Source organism: Candidatus Omnitrophota bacterium, from assembly GCA_040755155.1.
Lineage (GTDB): Bacteria > Hinthialibacterota > Hinthialibacteria > Hinthialibacterales > Hinthialibacteraceae > JBFMBP01.
This window is the reverse complement of record JBFMBP010000048.1, coordinates 1-19,382: the sequence shown is the minus strand read 5'-3', so window position 1 is coordinate 19,382 and position 19,382 is coordinate 1. Positions and strand designations below refer to the sequence as shown.

18 protein-coding genes are annotated in these 19,382 nt (G+C 49.8%); 6 read left to right on the top strand and 12 right to left on the bottom strand.

Going from position 1 to position 19,382, the window contains the following annotated elements; all coding sequences use genetic code 11:
- Nucleotides 1-6: 6 nt before the first annotated feature.
- Nucleotides 7-1,374 (bottom strand): ammonium transporter, encoded by a 1,368-nt coding sequence (locus AB1656_05890; protein MEW6234899.1) that lies wholly within the window; start codon nucleotides 1,372-1,374, stop codon nucleotides 7-9.
- A 498-nt stretch (nucleotides 1,375-1,872) separates the two neighbouring features.
- Here AB1656_05890 and AB1656_05885 point away from each other — a divergent pair, with 498 nt between their 5' ends.
- Both AB1656_05885 and AB1656_05880 read left to right on the top strand, forming a co-directional pair.
- Nucleotides 1,873-3,024, top strand: a complete 1,152-nt coding sequence (locus AB1656_05885) for a Gfo/Idh/MocA family oxidoreductase (protein ID MEW6234898.1) — start codon at nucleotides 1,873-1,875, stop codon at nucleotides 3,022-3,024.
- Nucleotides 3,025-3,206: 182 nt separating this feature from the next.
- Nucleotides 3,207-4,355 carry a Gfo/Idh/MocA family oxidoreductase gene (locus AB1656_05880; protein MEW6234897.1) on the top strand — a complete coding sequence of 383 codons (1,149 nt, stop codon included), beginning with the start codon at nucleotides 3,207-3,209 and terminating at the stop codon, nucleotides 4,353-4,355.
- Between the two features lie 154 nt (nucleotides 4,356-4,509).
- Here the strand turns inward: AB1656_05880 and AB1656_05875 are convergent, their stop codons facing one another.
- The 9 genes from AB1656_05875 to AB1656_05835 all read right to left on the bottom strand — a co-directional run bounded on the left by AB1656_05875 (nucleotide 4,510) and on the right by AB1656_05835 (nucleotide 11,346).
- Complete coding sequence (locus AB1656_05875) at nucleotides 4,510-5,967, bottom strand: glycosyltransferase family 39 protein (GenBank protein MEW6234896.1); 1,458 nt, start codon at nucleotides 5,965-5,967, stop codon at nucleotides 4,510-4,512.
- 56 nt (nucleotides 5,968-6,023) lie between these two features.
- The gene (locus AB1656_05870) at nucleotides 6,024-6,281 is read right to left on the bottom strand and encodes a BrnA antitoxin family protein (GenBank protein ID MEW6234895.1); all 258 of its coding nucleotides are present in this window, start codon (nucleotides 6,279-6,281) and stop codon (nucleotides 6,024-6,026) included.
- A 29-nt stretch (nucleotides 6,282-6,310) separates the two neighbouring features.
- Nucleotides 6,311-7,480: a serine hydrolase domain-containing protein gene (locus tag AB1656_05865; GenBank protein MEW6234894.1), complete on the bottom strand. Its 1,170-nt coding sequence runs from the start codon at nucleotides 7,478-7,480 to the stop codon at nucleotides 6,311-6,313.
- 61 nt (nucleotides 7,481-7,541) lie between these two features.
- Complete coding sequence (locus AB1656_05860; GenBank protein ID MEW6234893.1) at nucleotides 7,542-7,700, bottom strand: hypothetical protein; 159 nt, start codon at nucleotides 7,698-7,700, stop codon at nucleotides 7,542-7,544.
- A gap of 133 nt (nucleotides 7,701-7,833) precedes the next feature.
- Nucleotides 7,834-9,192 (bottom strand): bifunctional UDP-sugar hydrolase/5'-nucleotidase, encoded by a 1,359-nt coding sequence (locus AB1656_05855; protein MEW6234892.1) that lies wholly within the window; start codon nucleotides 9,190-9,192, stop codon nucleotides 7,834-7,836.
- Nucleotides 9,193-9,383: 191 nt separating this feature from the next.
- Complete coding sequence (locus AB1656_05850; GenBank protein MEW6234891.1) at nucleotides 9,384-9,776, bottom strand: type II toxin-antitoxin system VapC family toxin; 393 nt, start codon at nucleotides 9,774-9,776, stop codon at nucleotides 9,384-9,386.
- Nucleotide 9,777: 1 nt separating this feature from the next.
- On the bottom strand, nucleotides 9,778-10,020 hold the full coding sequence (locus tag AB1656_05845) for a hypothetical protein (GenBank protein MEW6234890.1): 243 nt from the start codon (nucleotides 10,018-10,020) through the stop codon (nucleotides 9,778-9,780).
- Between the two features lie 88 nt (nucleotides 10,021-10,108).
- A complete protein-coding gene (locus AB1656_05840; GenBank protein MEW6234889.1) occupies nucleotides 10,109-10,654 on the bottom strand; it encodes a hypothetical protein in 546 nt (181 codons plus the stop codon).
- 71 nt (nucleotides 10,655-10,725) lie between these two features.
- Nucleotides 10,726-11,346 (bottom strand): hypothetical protein, encoded by a 621-nt coding sequence (locus AB1656_05835; GenBank protein MEW6234888.1) that lies wholly within the window; start codon nucleotides 11,344-11,346, stop codon nucleotides 10,726-10,728.
- A 260-nt stretch (nucleotides 11,347-11,606) separates the two neighbouring features.
- On the opposite strand from AB1656_05835, the gene AB1656_05830 reads away from it, so the two are divergent.
- Nucleotides 11,607-14,222: a hypothetical protein gene (locus AB1656_05830; protein MEW6234887.1), complete on the top strand. Its 2,616-nt coding sequence runs from the start codon at nucleotides 11,607-11,609 to the stop codon at nucleotides 14,220-14,222.
- 87 nt (nucleotides 14,223-14,309) lie between these two features.
- On the opposite strand, the gene AB1656_05825 is transcribed toward AB1656_05830, so the two are convergent.
- Nucleotides 14,310-14,789: a chemotaxis protein CheW gene (locus AB1656_05825; protein MEW6234886.1), complete on the bottom strand. Its 480-nt coding sequence runs from the start codon at nucleotides 14,787-14,789 to the stop codon at nucleotides 14,310-14,312.
- Nucleotides 14,790-14,888: 99 nt separating this feature from the next.
- Nucleotides 14,889-15,281 carry a hypothetical protein gene (locus AB1656_05820; GenBank protein ID MEW6234885.1) on the bottom strand — a complete coding sequence of 131 codons (393 nt, stop codon included), beginning with the start codon at nucleotides 15,279-15,281 and terminating at the stop codon, nucleotides 14,889-14,891.
- Nucleotides 15,282-15,646: 365 nt separating this feature from the next.
- Here AB1656_05820 and AB1656_05815 point away from each other — a divergent pair, with 365 nt between their 5' ends.
- The 3 genes from AB1656_05815 to AB1656_05805 all read left to right on the top strand — a co-directional run bounded on the left by AB1656_05815 (nucleotide 15,647) and on the right by AB1656_05805 (nucleotide 19,147).
- Complete coding sequence (locus tag AB1656_05815; GenBank protein ID MEW6234884.1) at nucleotides 15,647-17,095, top strand: sigma-54 dependent transcriptional regulator; 1,449 nt, start codon at nucleotides 15,647-15,649, stop codon at nucleotides 17,093-17,095.
- A 185-nt stretch (nucleotides 17,096-17,280) separates the two neighbouring features.
- Complete coding sequence (locus AB1656_05810; protein MEW6234883.1) at nucleotides 17,281-18,693, top strand: hypothetical protein; 1,413 nt, start codon at nucleotides 17,281-17,283, stop codon at nucleotides 18,691-18,693.
- A 31-nt stretch (nucleotides 18,694-18,724) separates the two neighbouring features.
- Nucleotides 18,725-19,147: a hypothetical protein gene (locus AB1656_05805; GenBank protein MEW6234882.1), complete on the top strand. Its 423-nt coding sequence runs from the start codon at nucleotides 18,725-18,727 to the stop codon at nucleotides 19,145-19,147.
- Nucleotides 19,148-19,382 lie beyond the last annotated feature (235 nt).

Genomic DNA, 19,382 nt, shown 5'->3' with positions numbered 1-19,382 from the left:
TTTTATTTACCGTTGGATGGCGAAATCGGAGTAAGCGTGTCCTGCGTGTTCGCCGATATCCAGACCTTCCAGTTCCTCTTCCGGCGAGACGCGCAAGCCGACCGTTGCTTTTAGAATTTGAAATAAGACGAAACTGGTGATGAACGTCCATAAAAAGCAAGAGATGATTCCGATCAGCTGTACCATGACGGGATGAAATCCGCCGCCAAAAAACAATCCCGCGTGTCCGCTGAATTTTTCTTCGGCGAACAATCCCGCCGCCAGCGTGCCCCATACGCCGCAAACGCCATGAACGGAGATGGCGCCCACCGGGTCGTCGATGCCTATGTTTTCGATCATTATAACGGCGATGACGACAATGATACCGGCAATAAAGCCTATGGCGATCGATGAGAGGGGACTAACGTCGGCGCATGGCGCCGTGATGCCTACCAGTCCGGCGAGAACGCCGTTCAGCGTCATGCCTGCATCCGGCTTTCCGAATTTGATCCAGGCGGTGATTAAAGCTCCAAAAGCGCCCGCACAGGCGGCTAGATGCGTCGTTACTGCGATTACGGCTAGATCGCCGCCTTGGGTTGTGGTGCTGCCGGGATTAAAGCCGAACCAGCCTAGCCAGAGGATGAATACGCCCATCGCCGCCAAGGGAATGTTATGGCCTGGAAGAGCTTGGGGCTTGCCGACATGATCGTATTTTCCGATTCTCGGTCCGAGGGAAATGCATATGGCGAGCGCCGCCCAGCCGCCGACGGAGTGAACTACCGTTGATCCGGCGAAATCGATGAAGCCGAGATTTTCCAACCATCCGCCTCCCTGAAACAATCCGCCCCACGCCCAGGCGCCGAAGATGGGATAAATAAAGGCGGATATCATAGCGGAGTAGATCAAATAAGCGACGAATTTCGTGCGCTCGGCGGCGGCGCCGGATACGATAGTAGCGGCCGTCGCAGCGAAAACGACTTGGAACATCCAGAAGCCGTATGTCCAATAGTTCGTCTTTTCGCCGTCCATAGCGTATTTAAACAATCCGAAACCGTCGGTTCCGATCAGTCCCCAAGCAGCGGTTCCAAACATCAATCCAAATCCGATAGCCCAAAAAACGATGGAGCCGATGCAGCAATCGAGAAGGTTCTTCATCATGATGTTGATGGAATTTTTCGAACGGGTGAAACCGCATTCCACCGCCGCAAAACCTGCTTGCATGAAAAAAACCAGGAAAGCGGCGATGCACATCCACATCAAATTTCCATTTTCTTGACTGACGTAAGCGGGGGCTTCCTCTTCCGCGAAACTGGACGGAGAAAAAGCCAGAACCAACGCTGCGCCGATCAGAAGAACGAATGCAATTTTTGAACTGATTTTCTTTTTTCCAAACATGGATGCCGTACTCCTTTCAAATTATGTGACAACCATTTTTCTTTCAGGGACGGAAACGATTTACCCGGGATGGCGTTTTCGGCCTAAAAAGCGTTGTTTTGTTTTTTCGTTTTTGAGTGAGGGCAAGAATCGCGCCAATATTGCTAATCATAGATAAATTTATATTAAGTTTTAATTTTTCAATATGTTATGATAGATATTCGAAATTAAGAATAGAGAAGAAATTCAATAAATATTCGCGAGGCGTCAGCTTCTTTCGAAGCAGTTGTTTATATTTCAACAGGTTTATATTCCCTAATCTCCCAAAAATTGTCCCAACCCAACTTGACGCGGACAATTGAAACCGGGATGATCGATGAGAAGGAGTCCTCGGATTCCAGTAAGCAAAGACGATACGTTTTTCCTAACGGCGAAAGATTGAAAACGATCTTGAAACGGCGCTCCGATAAGAGAAAAGCCAATAAGATCGTTTTCCGAGAAACCTCTAGGGAGGAGAAGATGGCCACAGTACGATTTTCACGTAGAAGATTCATCCAGACCGCCAGCGCGGGAGCCTCCGCGTTCGCTCTAAGCGCGCCGGGGAAAGCGCTGGGCGCCAACGATAAAATAACGCTGGGCATTATCGGGTCGGGGGGACGGGGACGGCGGCTGCTGCAAGCGATAACCAATATCCCCGATTTCCAGGTGGCGGCGGTTTGCGACCTGGTTCCCGAACGCATGGATCAGGCGGCGGCGATTTGCGAGCAGTACCAACCTCCAGTTCGGAAATATCTCGATTTCCGCGTCATGTTCGAAAAAGAGAAGCTGGACGCCTGCCTGGTGGCGACGGAGGAAGGCAATCACGCCAAATGCGCCATTCCCGTGATGGAAGCCGGGATTCATTGTTTTTGCGAAAAGCCGATGGATATCAGCGTGGAGAACGTCGACCGCGTAACCCGCGCCGCCCGCAAAGCGAAAACCGTTTATCAAATCGGATTCCAACGCCATTACATTCCCACCTTCCAGTCTTGCATGAAACATATCCATGAAGGCGGCATCGGGAAAGTAACGTTCCTGCAAGGAATGTGGCATTGGGCTTATGGCGTCGGCGGGCGTTATTTGGATATGGATATCGCGGGATCGTGGTTTTTGGCGCAAGCATGCCACCATGCCGACGCCATGATGTGGGCTATGAACGGCCAGAAGCCGCTCCACTGCTGCGCCATGGCGATCAATTCGGAGAAGCATGAAAATCCGCCCGCGCATTGCGCCGAAGATCATTCCGCCATCGTTTATCAATTTCCGGGCGACGTCGTCTTTTCCTATACTCACCTGATGAACTGTTGCGAAGAATTTACTGGCGAGAAGCTATGGGTTTATGGCGAAAAGGCTGGAATCAACCTGCCGGAAGGAATGAAATATCCGCGCCCCGGCCAGGGGGAACCGGTGAAACTGGGCGAGAAAGTTACGGATTGGGACAATGGAACCTATGAAGAATTGGAAGCCTTCGCCCGCCATATCCGCAACAACGAAACGCCCCTCAGCAACGTAGAAACCGGTCGCCTTTCGACTCTGATGGGCATTATGGGCGGCATGGCGATGTATAACCGCAAAAAAAGCAAACTCGAATCCACGATGGTAACATGGAAAGATTTGGGAACGACGACGTGATAACTTATGGTTGAGCCATTCCATTCCCTCGTTCACTGGGAGAGGAGTAAATAATTGAGACAGGGAGACATTGAGACATTGAGATGCGGCGATAAGGAAAAAAGGCTTCGGAGCGACAAATTTTGTCTCCCTGTCCCACAGTCTCCCTATCCCACAGTCTCAAAAGAATATTGGAGGATGCAATGAAGGCGAAGAATTTAGTTCATCGAAGAAATTTTATGCGGACGGCGGGCGCAGCGGCGTTGACCGCGGGCGCATACAACCGCGTTTCTGGCGCTAACGACAGGGTGATTCTGGGCCAGATCGGCACAGGAGGGCGCGGGCAAACTCATTTGAAAATATTGACTCACGTTGAGGGCGTTACAATGGGAGCCGTTTGCGATCTGAGAGACGACCGGCTCGAACAGGCTATGAATATCTGCCAGGAATTTAAGCCGGAACCTAAACCTTATAAGGATTTCCGCCAAATGCTGGAGAAAGAGAAACTCGATGGCGTCATCGTCGCCACCGAAGTCGGCAATCACGCCAAGTGCGTCATCCCCGTTTTAGAAGCGGGTCTTCACTGCTTCAGCGAAAAGCCGATGGATTGCACGGTGGAAAAAGTCGACCAGATTGTCAAAGCGGCGAGAAAAGCGAAAGGCATCTACCAGATCGGTTTTCAACGCCGCTACGCGCCGGGATTCCAAGCCGCCGTCAAGGCGGTGCATGACGGAATCGTCGGCGACATCACCTTCCTGCAAGGCCAATGGCAGTGGACATGGTCCGTCGGCGGATGGGTTGGCGACGTGGATATGTCCGGCGGCGAGTTGGTAGAACAAGCCTGCCATCACATGGACGTCATGCAATGGGTTATGAAAGGCCAACACCCGATTCAATGCGCGGCGATGGGCAATATCACCCGCGAGACGCAGACTCCGCCCGAACATAATTCCGAAGATCACTCCGCCGTCATGTACGAATTTCCCGGCGGCGTTATTTACTCGTATACTCACGTTTTCTACTCCTGCGAGGAATTCACCGGCGAGAAGCTTTGGGTTTATGGCCAAAAGGGAGGGGTAGACCTAGTGCAGAGCGTCAAGTATCCGCGTCCGAATATGGGCGAGAAAAAGCAGTTGGGTGAACCTGCTCCCAGTTGGGAATACGGCACGCCCAACGAATTGGAAGCGTTCCTCCATCATATCCGCCACAACGAAAAACCGCTCAGCAACGAGGAGACGGGACGTATTTCGACGTTGATATCACTCATGGGGCGTCAGGCTATGTATAAGCGCAAAACCAAGACCTTCGAACCGACGATCGTTACTTGGAATGAACTAGGTTCGACGACGTGATAGTTAAGACAATAGATGCGGATTGAGAGGGACGGGGCGCGGCTCGTCCCTCTCGTCGTTTATAGCGTATTCGCCGATGAAGCGAGACGATATGGGAAACAGCCGGTATGCGCTTGCGGATAGATTCGCTTATCCGCCGCACGGAAGGAGAGGTTCATGGCTGGTTCATCGCCGACCAGTAAAGGCTGTATTTGCGGTCTTGGGAATAATAGTAAGTTTGCGTAATGCTATCGAATGATAAATCCTTCAAATCGATATGGGCCTGTTTTTTCAACCATTCACGGAATTCCTGGTTTTGGCCATTGATAGTCTCGCAAAGAATAACCCATTTTCCGCTTGGTATTCGAGCCGGCGCCGGCTCGTCCGGCGTAATTACGGCGGCGCTGGGAAAGGCGAGTCTCATATTGCCGCCCAACAACCTGTTCTCCGCAAAGATGACTGCTGGGCTTCCGATCGATTGGCTCAGTTTCGCCGCCGACGCCTTGAAAGGAATATTCAGCCGGTTAGTCCGCTCCGTATAACCGGCAAGGATCGTCCGCATGGGCAGCGCGACGGATATCAGCAAAGCGCAAACGATTCCGATGCCATAGAATTGGCGGAGCCTTTTCGGAGATGGCGCCGAGTAGAGAGCGAGAAGCAATGGCGTAAAAAAAAGCAGGGGCTGAAACCAGCGATCCTTGATTTTTTGCGCCCCGCTGAGGAGTACAAAAAGAAGAATGACGCCTAGCATGACGAGGAACAAACGCGATAGAAAAAGCCGATAGCCCGCTTGCGCAACCGGCAGAAGGATTTTTCGTCCCGCCAAGAAAACAGCCGCTAACCAAAATGGAGTGAGAAAAACCAAAACCGCAGCGAACGTTTTGCCTATCCCCAACAAGGGCTTGCCCGATATCGATTCGATTTTGTGCAGACTGCTTGCGGCGGCTGCGATATGGCTCGATGCCCAAACAGCATGAGGGATTGCCATCGCAACGGTTATCGCGATACTGAGGAGGAGAGGAAGCCGGAAAACGGCCTTTCTGTACTGCGGCGTAAAGGCGGCGGCCAACAACAATCCGAGGCAATAGATCAAGAAGTTGTATTTGCTAAGCACGCCGAAACCGGCGATTAGGCCAAGCAGCGCATAGTTGCGCACCGATGGATTGCGGCTCAACCGCGCCGTCTGCAGCAGAGCGGCGGCGGCGAACATCGTGGCTAAGGAGGAATGCGTTAAATCCCGTTGCGATTCCCAGATGAACTGGGGAATAAAGATTACTCCGATTATGGCGATAAGATGCTGCCGCTCCGAAAATTCGAATTCTCTGCCTACAGCGATCAATAGCCCCATCAGCGAACTGAGGATAAGAATTTTTACGACAAGGAGAGCCAACAAACTGGGACCGGTAAAAATAAAAACGCCGAACGCGATCCAAGTGTATAACGGTGGGTGGCTCGCGTAGCCTAACTGCAACGATTGGCTTAACACTAATTGCTCGGATTGATCCAATTCCGCCGTGGGGGATGTCAAGAACTGGGAGAAAGCATTGAGGGCAATGTAAGCAAGAACATAAAACCATAACTTGTAAAGCGTAAATCGAGGCGGTTTTCGCTGGTCTTCACCGTTCGGATTCATGGCTTGCTTTCTTTGATCCGCCTTGCGCATCAAACCAGCGCTATCATGAGTTCTTGTCAGGAGTGTTTTTCGCGATGGGCTTCCATATAAGCGCGCAATACGGCGTTCATCCGGGTTTGGTATCCGCGTCCAATCGATTTAAACCATTCCAAAACGTCGGAATCGATCCGTAAAGAAATGGACGGCTTCGGCTTAGGCAAGACGAGCCGGGCGTTCTTCCAGAATCGCTCGTCCAATTCAGGAATGTCCTCTGTATCGATATCTTTATCTTTTATGGCATTAATTTCTTCTAAGCGTTTCTTCGAGATAGGCATGATATCTCTCTCTTTCTTATGGCTCGGATTCATTCCTTAATCAAGAATTTGCGGATCATGGATGCGCATACCTCGTCGCACCCTTCCGGCGCGCTGTCGCCGCCGCGGTTGGCGGCGGCCAGTACGGCGAAGTTCTTATGCGGGGCAACCCAAACGACGCAAAAATTCTTGCCGTTGCTGCCGGCGTGCGTGATGACTCGGCCTTCGCCCCAACTCCGTTCCGTAATGCTCCAGCCTAAAGCGTAATCGCCTTCAAAAGGCGGTTCTTTTAAAGGCAGTATGAGTTTGGGATCGAGTAGGCCAGGTTCTCCACGATCCGCTTTTAATACGCATTGTATATATTTCGCCCAATCGAGAATGGAGCAATGAATCATGCCTGCCGGCGCTATGAAGAAAGGATTGTCGCTGTCTGGACCAGGATTGATGGGGATATTTTTGCCGTCTTTTACGATATGTTGCCAAGGCGCGTCGATCTTGTCACTTGTTCCCATTGCGCCGAAGCCCGCCGTTTTCATGCCCAGCGGACGGAAGAGTTTATCTTTTATCATTTCTTCCCACTCTTGATCCATCACGGTTTCGGCAATGGCGCCCGCCAGCGCAAAACCGGGGTTGGAGTACGCAAATTCTTCGCCCGGCTTATTGATGGGAGGGTTGCTGAGAAGGATTTCGATCATCCGTTTCCGTTGAAGACGGTAGGGTTTGATTTTTCTGAGGGATTCCGCTTGTTCGTCCGTCAGAGGATCCCATCCGTCCATCATGCCGGGAACGCCGCCGCGATGGGAAAGGAGATGAACTAATGTCACTTTGCGATAATCTGGATGCATGGTTTCTTTTAGATCGGGAAAATATTCGGCGAGCGTGGTCTCCCATTTCAGCTTGCCTTCTTGAACGAGCAGGCATATCAAAGAGGCGGTCATCGCTTTCCCACATGAGCCTAAATGAAAAGGATCGTCGATTTCCGCTTTCACGCCGCTTCCTTCTTTGCGGACGCCGACGACGCCCGCCGCGTGGAGTTTCCCATCCATGATTACCGCCGATGCCAAGGCGGGAAAATAGAAATCCTTGCGGAGGATTTCCAGATCGGAAGCCAAATTGATATAGCCAGCTGGTTCGGATGATTGACCGGTTCCCGCGATCCCGAAAACCAATAGCCATAGACAAAGAATGGAATGAAACAGAGGCGGACGAAAGATTTTCATCGATTTCCTCTCTTCGAAGGATAATGAATGGAATGATAGGAAAAATGTCTGTTCTGATGGATCACAAATTTACGTAGAAAGTGATGAACGCATAAAACAGAACCGTAAGGATGAGAGCGTACAGCAAGGGTCTTTTATGAAATTCCCAGCCGTATTCTTCATAGGGAAGCGGTTCTTCTTGTTCGTTTTGATTTTCTTGCAATTCTTTTTGATCTTCCATTTTTTTAATCTCCTAAATCGCGAATTGAATGCGTAGAGTAGAAGAGGCTTCCAGCCTCTTGAGTAGAGAAAGAGCCAAGATGGCTCTTCTACATCCTTTATCTAATCGCGGTTCTTTGAGGAATCAATGCTCGTTATCGCTTCATTTGCGCCGGGGCGATGGTTTTTCTTTTTTCGATATAACGAAAGACGGAGTCCCGCAACGAAAAACCCGTATCCTCCCATTGCCAATGCTTCAATTCGGGATGGATCCTATCCCATTGGTCGCGCACAAAACTGTTGGTGACTATGCGATAATTCCGATTGGGATCGATAGGCGCTTTGCCGTAAAAATCGGATGGGATTTCACGTCCCGGAACCTGGGCGACGGTTAAGGTATTGTCGAAGGGAAAGATGTTCCAGATTTCGCGATAGGAAAAAGCGCCTTGGCCTAATCCTCCGCGCGTTCCTCCAGGATTTTGGTGGGCGTAGTCGGCGCCGCAAGCCTCCAAAAAAGCGTCCTGGGCGATATAAATCATCTGCATTTTCGATAGGGGTACTTGGGTTTCGCCTAGGGGATGGTCCACGAGCTCCGCGACTTTATCTTCCCATTCTTTAACCAGGCGTTCCGTTTCCGGATCGGGCTGCGCCAGTTGGCGGTTGACGGGAAGCAGGCAGTAGGAAAAATCTGCGATCTGGTTTTTGTCCGTATCCACGGTCAATTCGACGCGGCCGATGTAAAGGCCTTTACTGCCCGCCTGGACGATGGGAACGCCGTTGACTCTCTCCTCTTTCTCTAAAACAGTATGGCTATGTCCACCAATGATGAGATCGATGGCTGGAATTTCGTTGGCGATTTTGCGGTCATGGCCTACGCCGACATGGGTAAGGGCGACGAGGAGATCGACTTTTCCCTTGAACTGGGGAACGAGACGCTTCAAGGCGGCGATGGAGTCCACGAATCGGACATCCTGAGAGGCATCCTTCGTGGTCATGGCTACCGTCCATTCCGGCGCAACTCCAATAATGGCGATGCGAAGCCCTCCCCGGTCGAATATCTCGCACTCGGCGTCCGCCAAGAGACGCATCTGGCCGTTTTCCGCCATCGTGAAAGCATTGGCGCAGATAAGGGGGAAATGGGCGATATCCCGAAAGCGTTGAATTGCGAGAATCCCATAATCGAACTCGTGATTGCCAAATACGGCGGCGTCCAGCGACCAACGGTTTAAGACATGGAAAATCGGTTCGCCTTTATACATGGCGGAAACCGCCGTTCCGCTGACCATGTCTCCCGCATTCAGAATCAGAAGATTTTGCGGCTTCGAACGTTCCTGTCGAAGATAGGCGGCGATGACGTCAGCTCCCCCTTTGCCTTCCTTGTCGGGCAGTAAGTAGGAATGAAAATCGTTGGTATGCAGGATCGTCAAAGGAATGATTTCTGCAAAGGTCAACGTCGGGAAGAAAAAGAAGAGAAGGAGAAGAGCGAGTCGTTTCATCGTTGAGAGGACGAGCATTCGATTATCCATTGCTTTCGAACGAGGATCTTGCAAAAATGGTATAATTTTCTTTTCAATTCTCCCCCCAAGATTGGGGGGAGTTAGAGGGGGGTTGATTTTGTTAGACTTATCTCAACCCCCTCCTAACCTCCCCCAAGCTTGGGGGAGGAATAATATAGTTTTGCAAGAACCTCGAACGATTCATAATTTCAAGCAAAAGGAACAACGACTTTGATCCGTCCATTGGCGCTAACGGCTAATCGATTATCGTTCGTCCAAAACTCCTCGCAACCGTATTGGATTGCGGCGGCCAGATGAATTGCGTCTGGTGTTTTTATTCGATGTTCCGCCCGCAATTGCGCAGCTAGAGCGAATATTTCCGTATTTAAAGCGAGAAGCGCAACCTCCGGAAGATCGAAAAAAGCATCGTATCGCTCCAACAATCGCAGGTTTTGGTGGCGAATGGGAAAAACGCGGCATTCCAAGCGGGTTAAATCGGACACGTATATCCGTACATCTGGTTGGAAAACGAAAGATTCCGCCTCTTGCGCTCTCTCCACCAAGTAAATAACGATGCAACTATCCAAATAGACGCGAGGCATATTAGAAATCCCAAGCGTTTCGTTCTTCTTCCAGATAACGATCGATCTCTTGTTTGCTGCGCCGAGGAAGCGGAAAATCGGCGGATTCCTTTAAAAAAGCGTTTAAAGTTTGAGACGTTTCGGGCGATTTTTCTTCCGGCGTTAAAATAATCACTTCTATGGGACCCGCCTCGATGTTGATCGGCAAAACAACTTGCAGTTGACGTTCCCGGGTTATTTGACCGCTAAGTTTTATTGCGCGCATTTCCGAGGCCTTTCGCTCGCTCCGATGGGATGGAATGAAAAACAGGCACCATCGATTTTTCTTTTCTCTACTAAAACGTATCGATCGATTAGTATATATGCTTTTTTCCCCTGATGAAAAATGTTTTAATCCCAGGCCGCCAATGCGTTCCAATTTTCCTTTTGGGCCAATTCTTTAAACTTGGTTTTCGCAATTTCACGTGAATTTTCATAGGCGCAGCGGGAATAACTCCTCTTAGCCGCTGCTTCATCGTTTGGCCGGGGATGGCGCATTGGGGCGAATTTTTAACGGATCTCTCTGAGTTTTCATTTTCTTCCGCGATGAGGGCGCATCCCGTTCCCGCGATGGCTTCCAGGGGAACATTTTTCGAATTTCCTATCCACACGGCGAAGGTTTTGCCTTTTTCGATCAAGCCTGCGATGACGATGCTGCCTTTAGGAAAGACGTTCCAGTCTTCCTTGGTTTTATATAACGCCAGTTCTTTATTTCTCTTGATGGCGCCCTCTTCCACGGCTAGGCGGATGGGAATATCGGCGATGGGTTGGAGATCGAACGGCTCCAAGGGAAGCAGTTCGGGGCCGAAAGAAAAAGTAGCCCATCTTCGCTTTTTGGTTTTTTGCGGCGTTTCTAACATTAAAGTATCATTCCTTAAAAATCATGCTCTGGCCATCTATGGCGTAGAAAAAGGTTGGTTCAAATCCCCCATCAGGATCGGCACGTTTGGTAAACTACAGAAGCGCCTTCTCCCGCGCCGACGGATTCTTCCATTCTTAAGCGCAGGCAATGGCCCGCTTTGGGATCGTCCAGCGTTACCCATCTGGCATCCGACGTATTGTGAAGATCGGCGTGGGGCGGGGGAGGGAAGGAACTGGCGGGAGAGATGGAAACCCAATGCGCTTGAACGATGCGGTCGTTCTTCTCGTCGATGAGATAGCCGTAAGATAGAATAACCGCCCGGCTCGGCAATACTGCTATGCTGGCTTGCATCAAAATATAATCGGCGGCGGCGGATACCAATTCCAAAGCCTTTGGCGATTTGGGGCCATGGATTTTTGGATCGACGATTCCGCCGGGAAAGGTCCAGCCCATTGGATCGTTGCGCTGTACCATGAGCGTAAATTCGCCGTAGCGGACGACTCCAAAAACAAATTCCGTCCCTTTCCATTCCTGGCGTCTAGCCCAATGAATATCCATATTGATCTTTGTTTGAATGGGCTTCGGGCCTTTTTTCAAAGAAGCGCCGCCGCAAGAAGCAAGCAGACTCGGAATGACGGCGAGCGAGCTCATTTGCAGAATGCGCCGCCGGGAAAGGTTCTGTTCTTTCATCGATTCACCTTTAAACGATTGGCAGTTGTGGGATTGAATAGATCAGGTTCAATCGGCCTCAACGCTCTTTCGAGAAAAGTCGCTTCAAGGAGCCCCTTTTCCCTGACGAACGTTTGTCTTTCAATTATAGTATGAAAATCGCGGGCAAGAAGAATAAGCGGCCATTTCCGGAAACGGCTCGTTTCTTTTCGCTGGCGGCGATGGGAGCGCTTAGCCATTCAAGAAAATCCGGCGATTCATCCATAGGAATTGTTAAATCCATGAATCAGGGAATAAACGGCGAGCCGGCGGCGAACCATGGAATTTCGTTGCGAATTCCCATCGTTTTGACGATCGTATTCGCCTTGGTTCACGCTTTGGCGTTGATCGCTTCCGAGAAAGTTCTTTTCGCTTATTCGAATCGAGATTGCTTGACGCTATTGTTTTCGCGGTCGTTTTTTCAGATGTTCCCTCCCGGCGATAATACCAGCCTGATTGTTCCTCTGCAAAATATCCATGCGCTGCTGGCGGGCGCGATTTACGCCGCGCAGCGGATTCTATCTTCTTCGCTCTTCTGGCTTTGGATCGGACAAACCATTCTATTCGCCCTCTTCATGGGGAGTCTGATTCGTTTCCAAAGACGATGGCTTGAATCGGAGGAAAGCCTGCCGTTTTGGATTCTATTGGCGGTTCATCCCATTTTGTGGATGACGGCGCAGTTTTCGCCTTCCGCTGTATTGACCTCCATTATCTTTATCGAAACGTTAAACCGATATCCCCAAAGAGACGATGGCCTGAACGGTTATTTCTTAACCCTCGTTTTTTTGAGCGCCAGCGGCGCGGAAGGATTTTTGCTTGCGGCCATAATCGCCGTTTTTCCTTTCCTGTTCGCGGCGATAAAAATCGATTCGGTAAAAACAGAGCGGCGCGACGCCTTGGCCTGGTTGTTTGCGCCCCTGCTCGCGGTTGCGCCGATGGGATTCGCCTATCTATTTTTATCGATTCAATATGGAGCGTTTGGGGGATTGTCTCTCGCGGAATTTCCCGGCTTCTTTGCCGAATTGAATCTCGTAAAAATGCTTACGGGAGAATGGCCGCATCGATTTCAGCAAGGGCTGCTATTTTGGGGCAATGGCGGCCTTGATCTTCCGTTTCCCGTTCCGATCTTCGGATTCCTGGCTATGGCGGGCGCCGCGTATTGGCTTATGGAAGGCGGGAAAAAAGAGGAAGGAATATTCCTGCTTTTCATCTTGGCCGCCTTTGGAGCAGCGGCATCCTTTCTTCCTTTGGAAACCAGTAAAGAAATCGGCTTGATTGTTTTGCCGCCGATGATTTTGCTGGCGGTTCGGGGAATCTATTGGGCGGCGAAAAGTGAGATGAAACTCCATCGAACCGTCCTGATTGTTATGACCGGCGTTATAGGATTTCTTGCCATCAATCTTTTACCGATGGAATACCGCCTTCTCTTCACCCGCGCCGGGTATTGGAATAATATTCATTCCTCGATCGAACGGGCGTTTGCTTATGATTCGAATCGTCCGGATACAAGGCGCGCCGTTCGATTTTCTCCTGCTCTCTTCGCGCATTTTTCAGATTGGGAAAAGTTGACTCCGCTTAGTTTGGATTACATCCGCCATTCTTTTCCCGCTTTGGATTGGGAGCCTATTTTTCCCGATTCTTATGCGCGGCAGCCTTTGGTTCTTTTTCCTACTTTTAAAGAAGCGCTGGCGGGAAAGCCGAGTTCCTTTGAGAGCCGGTGGCGGGGTTCTTTATCTGCTTTTTTCGAGTCGACTCGAATTCAAAACGTAAATTTATATATCCCTCGTAAAGAGAAAGCGGGGCGTTTTCCCGTAATGGAAACGGAAAGATGCCGTTTGGCGGGCGACGAGTGGACCTACGAAAATGGCTATCTTGGCGCAAAACGAATCGGCATGGCTTTTCGGCGATCGCCCCAAGACGATGAAATCTCCGCCGGCAATCGCCTCGAGGCGGAACAAACTTTGGGAACATTGGAATCACAGCCCTTTATTATCGCAGGGGACGAATTGCGCTTCTGGGCATCTATGCCGAAAGAGGCTACAGCTTCCGTTATCTGCTTGGCCGTTTTCGAGAAATCGCCTTATGGAGACGAACTTCCCATTCGGGAAGCGCGATCCATCTTTCAACGCCATTCCGGCGAACCGCTTTTGGGAAGCATTTTTTATTATGTCCGCCCGCAGCAATTGAAATATAGTTTCGATTTCTCCCACGAATCCGAAATTAAGCCTTTAGAGATTGGCGGGTGGCGGGTGGTGCGGGCGCTTCACGGCGGGGGAGAGGAAGGATGGGGGCCGGTGCGGTGGTCCCTTGATCCTTGGCGGAATCGGCAGGCGATCTGGATGGCGGCGAGCCGCGATGCGGGGAAAGTAGTGCGCCTCGATCATGTCGCGCAGGTTTTTCGCCCTCCCGGACGCTATTGGAATTTTGAAAATGGAAGTTATAGCGATTGGACGGCGAGCGGCGCGGCTTTCGGCGCGGCGCCCGTCTGCCAAGCGATAGGCGGCCAATCGTTTGTGGAAGGCGCAGAGGGGAATTATTTCGTTGATTCCTATTTCAACGGCTCCGATGAAGCGCAAGGACTCCTGCTTTCGCCGGAGTTTATCGTAGAGTCGGATCACATCGTTTTTCTTTTAGGAGGGGGCGACGATCCCGATCGAACGTACGTCGGTTTGCTCATCGATGGCGCAGTGGTTTTGCGCGCGGCGGGAAAGCGTTCAGAAAAAATGGAGCGCGTTGTTTGGGATATACGCCATTGGAGAGGGAAAAAGGCTCGCCTTGAAATCGTCGACGCCTCGTCCGAACCTTGGGGGCATATTCTTGCGGACGATTTTCGTATAACGGGGAATGCAGAAAAGTGAAGAGAATGTTTCGTTTAGGCCGAAGAGGCAAGCGCAGAAATGTAGGGCGAGCTTTCTTTGGCTCGCCCTACATGCACATTGCGATGTTCATGCTATAGCGCTTTCCATCATGGTCACTTCATCCGAGGAAAGAACTTTGTCAATATCCAAAAGAATAACGAGGTGTTCGTCCAATTTCCCCATTCCCTGAATGAAATTCGTGTTGATTTGGGCGCCCATCGGCGGCGGCGGATCGATCGATTCCGCATTGATTTGCAATACTTCGGATACCTCGTCGACGACGATTCCTACTACCCTCTTTTTCACCTCGACGACGATTATGCGCGTCGATTTATCCAGTTCGCGCGGGGGCAGCGAGAATTTTTTGCGCAGATTCATAACGGGGATAACCTGGCCGCGCAAGTTCAATACGCCATCGATGAAAGGAGGGCTTTGGGGCACGCGGGTCAGCGTCTCATAACGAATAATCTCTTGAACGCATAAAATAGGCACGCCGTATTCCTCTCCATGCACGACGAAACAAACGTATTGCTGCGCTTGAACTTCTTTTTGCTTTTCGTCCGACATAATTGGATTTCTCCTCTCGATAATCCACGGATATTATTGATATACTATTGTTTCTGTTGATTTAGTGTAACGTCAAATAAGCCGATCGCAAATAGTTTTTTAATTGGAATCCATTAAAATGGCGGAAACGTGCCTATTCAAATCGTCCGCAAATTGAAAGGAATCGAAATCCAAAAAGATATTGATTCCCATTTTTTGCAATTCGCGGCGGATCTCTTTTCCCGATTCGTCAAAAAGAGCGATGATGGGACATCCACGCAAATGTTCGCGGATCCAACGCAAAAGATAATTCCAATTATCGCAAGGATTTCTCCCATCCCATATAACGAATAAAGGTTTTGTATGACGAAAAGGCTGCTTAAGTATTTTTAAATCGAACAAGCGGATTTGGAGATTGAATTCTTGGCGAAGCCTATCCTTTATATCCAGGATAAAAGTTTCGTCCTGGGATATAATCAGCGCCGTAGATGACGATATCATCGGCGTATACATAATTCCCTCGGATTTCTAAATGAATGATAATACCGACTCTTGGGCGTAAATGATTGCTCAAACGCAATACGCCAAAGAAAAACGCCGGTTTTGATTGTTAGTCAATGAGCAAGTTAGGCGCCAGTTGAACGATCTGCATTTTTATCGGATGAAAAGATGGAATTCCGAGGAAATATCCGATTTATTGGAATCGAATGAAAGCGCTAAGTTATTTATTTCTATAGGTTTAAATTAAATTATGCGCATCGGCGCGAGGAAATTTCGCTTTGCCGTTTGGTTGGTAAAGAATCCTATGATATCATGAGAAGTAACCTTATCGATTACAATTATCCCGATAGGTTACACTTGAAATGCCAGCGAATTCGATGATAAACGAAAATCTCGAACAATCGATTTTAAACGATGAAAGACGAAAGCCCATTTCCATTTTGGTAGTGGACGACGATCCTGTCGTACGCGATATTCTCCAAAAAATCCTGTTGCTCTATGGTTATTTTACCGTAGCGGCTTGCGACGCCGCTTCCGCAATCAAAGAAGCCTCCCGTCAACTTTTCGATATCGCTTTGCTGGACGATCAACTTCCCGATCTGAATGGCGTTCTTCTTATTGGGCGGCTGAAGCAAATGAATCCTCAAATGCTATTCATTATTATTACGGGATATGGAACGATCGAGAGAGCGGTGGAAGCCATGCATGCGGGCGCCTGGGATTTTCTAACAAAACCGGTTACTTCGGAGATGCTTTTAACGAAAATTCAAAGGATCGAAGAGGTCTGCTCTTTGCGGCGCGAACAAAATTATCGGTTTAAGGCCAAACAAGGACGGTTTGAATTTCCGGGAGCCGTCGGCCCTTCAAAAGCGATGGAATCGGTTTACGAAGCCATTTTGCGTTCCGCCGACAACAATTTGCCCGTTTTGATCGAAGGAGAAACGGGATGCGGAAAGGAATATATCGCCGAGGCGATTCACTTAAACAGTAGCCGCTGCAAGAAGCCTTTCATCATTATGGATTGCACGGCGACTCCCGAATCCTTGATCGAATCGATCCTTTTTGGATCGACGAAAGGCGCTTTTACCGGATCGGTGGAACGAAGCGGTTTGTTGAAAGAAGCGGATGGCGGAACGCTCTTTCTCGATGAAGTGGGCGAATTCGCTATGGAAATTCAGCCGAAACTGCTTCGCTGTTTGGAAACCAAGCGCTTTCGTCCTATCGGCAGCACTAAGGAGATTGAAAGCGATTTTCGCATTCTTTGCGCCACCAACCGCGATTTGAAGAAAGAAACCAGCCAGCAAAAATTTCGCCAGGACCTCTATTATCGGATTTCCGCACAAAAAATTTTCGCGCCCCCATTGCGGGAAAGAGCATCCGATATTCCCATATTGGCGCAGCATTTTCTCGATGAAATCGCGGCGCAACAGGAACGGGAGAAGGTAACGATCGCTCCTAATGCCATGCGGCGGATGTTATCTTTTTCATGGCCGGGCAATATACGCCAATTGAAGTTCGCTATCGAATCCGCGTTTTTCAACGCCTCCGGCGGCGAGATCGATGAATCGCATATTCAACTCGAAGACGATCGATTGTCCCCTTCCCTCTCCGAGAACGATATTCTTTCTTCCTCCCCTCTGGAAAAGGATTTTAAATCCTTCCGGGACGCCGCCGTTTTGGATGCGGAGCGCGCTTACATTAAAGCCTTGTTGATCAAAACGGATGGCGACGTGCGAAAAGCGGCGGAAGAAGCGGGATTGACGAGGGAATCCCTCTACCGCGTTTTATCGCGCTGCGGCTTCTCCCCTTCGGAGTTTCGAGAGTAGACGACCTGCCGTGGAAAGTTATGTAGGGTGGGCTCAAAGCGAAGCGCAGCCCGCCTTTATTCCTTTCACATTTTTTATCCAAATCGCTAAAAATATTTTTGATATTTTTGCCGATAAGGCTTGACCTATTTTTTTTTCATTATCGTCAGCATAATAATTATCATATCGTACAGGAGGCGTTGGATATGAGCAGATTTCAACTATTTCTGCTTACTGGCTCTATTTTTTCTCTCTTAATCTGCGGGGAATTAGCGTGTGCGGCGCAAATGTACGAAGGCCCCATCTCCGCCGATTTTCGCGATTTGGCGCTCAATGCTGTGGCGAAATCCAACGACGCCGAGGCCGTGAATAAGGGGTTGGACGATTTGGTGAAATACTCCAACACGCCGGACGAGAATTCCCAAGCGCTTGCGGCGGTGGAAGCGCTGCTGGGAGACGTGGACGCGAATTCCTACCTCTTCAGCCAGGCTTCGCTGACCAAGGCCAAATTTCTCAAGCGGCTGGGACGCGGCGGCGAAGCCATCGCCCTCTTCATTAACGGCATAGCCCGCCATTGGCAAAACGCTCTGCTGCGCTATTCCGAAAGCCTGATCGAAAGCGGCGAACTGGCCGATGCTTGCACCCTCGAATACCGCCGCGCCGTCGCCGAAGAGCCGTATGCGTTCTATCGCGGCGAGCAGGAGGACTTTTTTATCTTCATCACGCTGCTGAAACTGATGAAGAGCGACAATACGGGAGCGATGGCGATGGAAAAGGTCTATCCGCCGCTGGCGCCGTCCACCAATCATCCGCAGGCGCAAAAGATCGCCCAAGCGCTCTGCCTGGCAAATGATGGGCGCTACGACGAAGCGGTAAGCGCTTTGCAAGAGGCCGACGCCGAGCTGGCGCAGGGACGCGAAACGCGGGAAGACAAGAGCCTGGACGAATACCGCAACGTTCCGCTCTATCTCACGTCAGCGCGGCTGGCAATGGGGGATACAAACGCGGCTGGCTCCGATTTCGCCGAATTCATGCAGCGCAACGCCGGCGATTGGAAATACATCTACCCCCGCGCTATGCGCATCGTGCGCGACCTGGAAATGGACGTGCACCGCGACCTGCCCAAAGCGCAAGTCATCACCAAGCAACTGCTGGACAGCGATATGATTAACGATGAAGAGATCAAAGCGCAATTTTCCGCCGACGACATCGCCGGACTCTATGACTTACATCAACAAAGTATGGCCTGGGGCGGCGATCTGGACGGCTCGGCGAAAATCTGCAAGTTCGTCATGGACAACTACTACCCCCAAACCCTGGCGGGCGCCAACTGCGCCATGAACTGGGCGCGGTATATCTCCTGGCACGACAAAAAGGTTGACGAGGCGGAACAAATCCTACTTGGAATATTGGGAAAATCACCCTTTCCAGAAATTCGTTGTTGGGTGAATCATAGCCTGGCGGAGATCGCGGTTTATCGAAAACAACCTTACATCGCGCTCAACTATCTTTCCGAAGCACTAAACCTTGTAACGAAAGACGCCAAAGGTTCCGTCGTGCGCTGCCGGGAAATTTCCCTAGAGTTGAAGGACAAAATCCTCGACTCCGAGGCCTTTTAACCAAAATCCCTATAGAAAAAAGGAGCATATTATGTCAAAATTATCTAAAGATAAAAGAGAAAAGATTTCCTTCGTTTCTTTACTGATTATGTTGGGTGTTTTAATTGCTTGGATAATCATGATGCAGGCTGATAATAATCCCCATACAATGGCGTTCGCGACGGGAGCGAATCCTACGCCGACAATTACGCCTATACCGCCCTATGGATATGGAGATTGCATCACTGATTGTATATATTCATATTATCCAGATAGAGGTGTAGTAGATCCCTGTTTATCGACTGCATACCAAGGGGGTACTGTAACAGCATGTTTGTGGGGTTGCTCAGGTACTGGTCTTGCGTATGCACTTTGTGCGGGTAATTGTTATGCAATAAGTGTATCAACATGTATGGGTTTTGAATTAGTAACATTCACGGCAATCGCAGCAGGTTGCGCAGTGGGGTGTTTGTAATGAAAGACGTTTTTTTTTCTAAAAAGATGGTTTATTTTTCTATATTTGTTGGAGTTATCGCCAGTACAATCAGCTCTTTTTACAGAAATTTTCCGATTTATCGAGATTTCGTAACAGGTCAGCCGCCTGAAGTAAGAAGAGTCGTCGAAAAATAATTGATTGTATAATTTCCCCCTTTACAAATTTCCTTATCCCATCTATGACTATCAATATAGTATACACATTGAATTGTAGT

Coding starts and splice junctions, on each gene's coding strand:
- AB1656_05890 (MEW6234899.1), bottom strand. CDS start 1,374: ATGTTTGGAAAAAAGAAAATCAGTTCAAAAATTGCATTCGTTCTTCTG.
- AB1656_05885 (MEW6234898.1), top strand. CDS start 1,873: ATGGCCACAGTACGATTTTCACGTAGAAGATTCATCCAGACCGCCAGC.
- AB1656_05880 (MEW6234897.1), top strand. CDS start 3,207: ATGAAGGCGAAGAATTTAGTTCATCGAAGAAATTTTATGCGGACGGCG.
- AB1656_05875 (MEW6234896.1), bottom strand. CDS start 5,967: ATGAATCCGAACGGTGAAGACCAGCGAAAACCGCCTCGATTTACGCTT.
- AB1656_05870 (MEW6234895.1), bottom strand. CDS start 6,281: ATGCCTATCTCGAAGAAACGCTTAGAAGAAATTAATGCCATAAAAGAT.
- AB1656_05865 (MEW6234894.1), bottom strand. CDS start 7,480: ATGAAAATCTTTCGTCCGCCTCTGTTTCATTCCATTCTTTGTCTATGG.
- AB1656_05860 (MEW6234893.1), bottom strand. CDS start 7,700: ATGGAAGATCAAAAAGAATTGCAAGAAAATCAAAACGAACAAGAAGAA.
- AB1656_05855 (MEW6234892.1), bottom strand. CDS start 9,192: ATGCTCGTCCTCTCAACGATGAAACGACTCGCTCTTCTCCTTCTCTTC.
- AB1656_05850 (MEW6234891.1), bottom strand. CDS start 9,776: ATGCCTCGCGTCTATTTGGATAGTTGCATCGTTATTTACTTGGTGGAG.
- AB1656_05845 (MEW6234890.1), bottom strand. CDS start 10,020: ATGCGCGCAATAAAACTTAGCGGTCAAATAACCCGGGAACGTCAACTG.
- AB1656_05840 (MEW6234889.1), bottom strand. CDS start 10,654: ATGTTAGAAACGCCGCAAAAAACCAAAAAGCGAAGATGGGCTACTTTT.
- AB1656_05835 (MEW6234888.1), bottom strand. CDS start 11,346: ATGAAAGAACAGAACCTTTCCCGGCGGCGCATTCTGCAAATGAGCTCG.
- AB1656_05830 (MEW6234887.1), top strand. CDS start 11,607: ATGAATCAGGGAATAAACGGCGAGCCGGCGGCGAACCATGGAATTTCG.
- AB1656_05825 (MEW6234886.1), bottom strand. CDS start 14,789: ATGTCGGACGAAAAGCAAAAAGAAGTTCAAGCGCAGCAATACGTTTGT.
- AB1656_05820 (MEW6234885.1), bottom strand. CDS start 15,281: ATGTATACGCCGATGATATCGTCATCTACGGCGCTGATTATATCCCAG.
- AB1656_05815 (MEW6234884.1), top strand. CDS start 15,647: ATGATAAACGAAAATCTCGAACAATCGATTTTAAACGATGAAAGACGA.
- AB1656_05810 (MEW6234883.1), top strand. CDS start 17,281: ATGAGCAGATTTCAACTATTTCTGCTTACTGGCTCTATTTTTTCTCTC.
- AB1656_05805 (MEW6234882.1), top strand. CDS start 18,725: ATGTCAAAATTATCTAAAGATAAAAGAGAAAAGATTTCCTTCGTTTCT.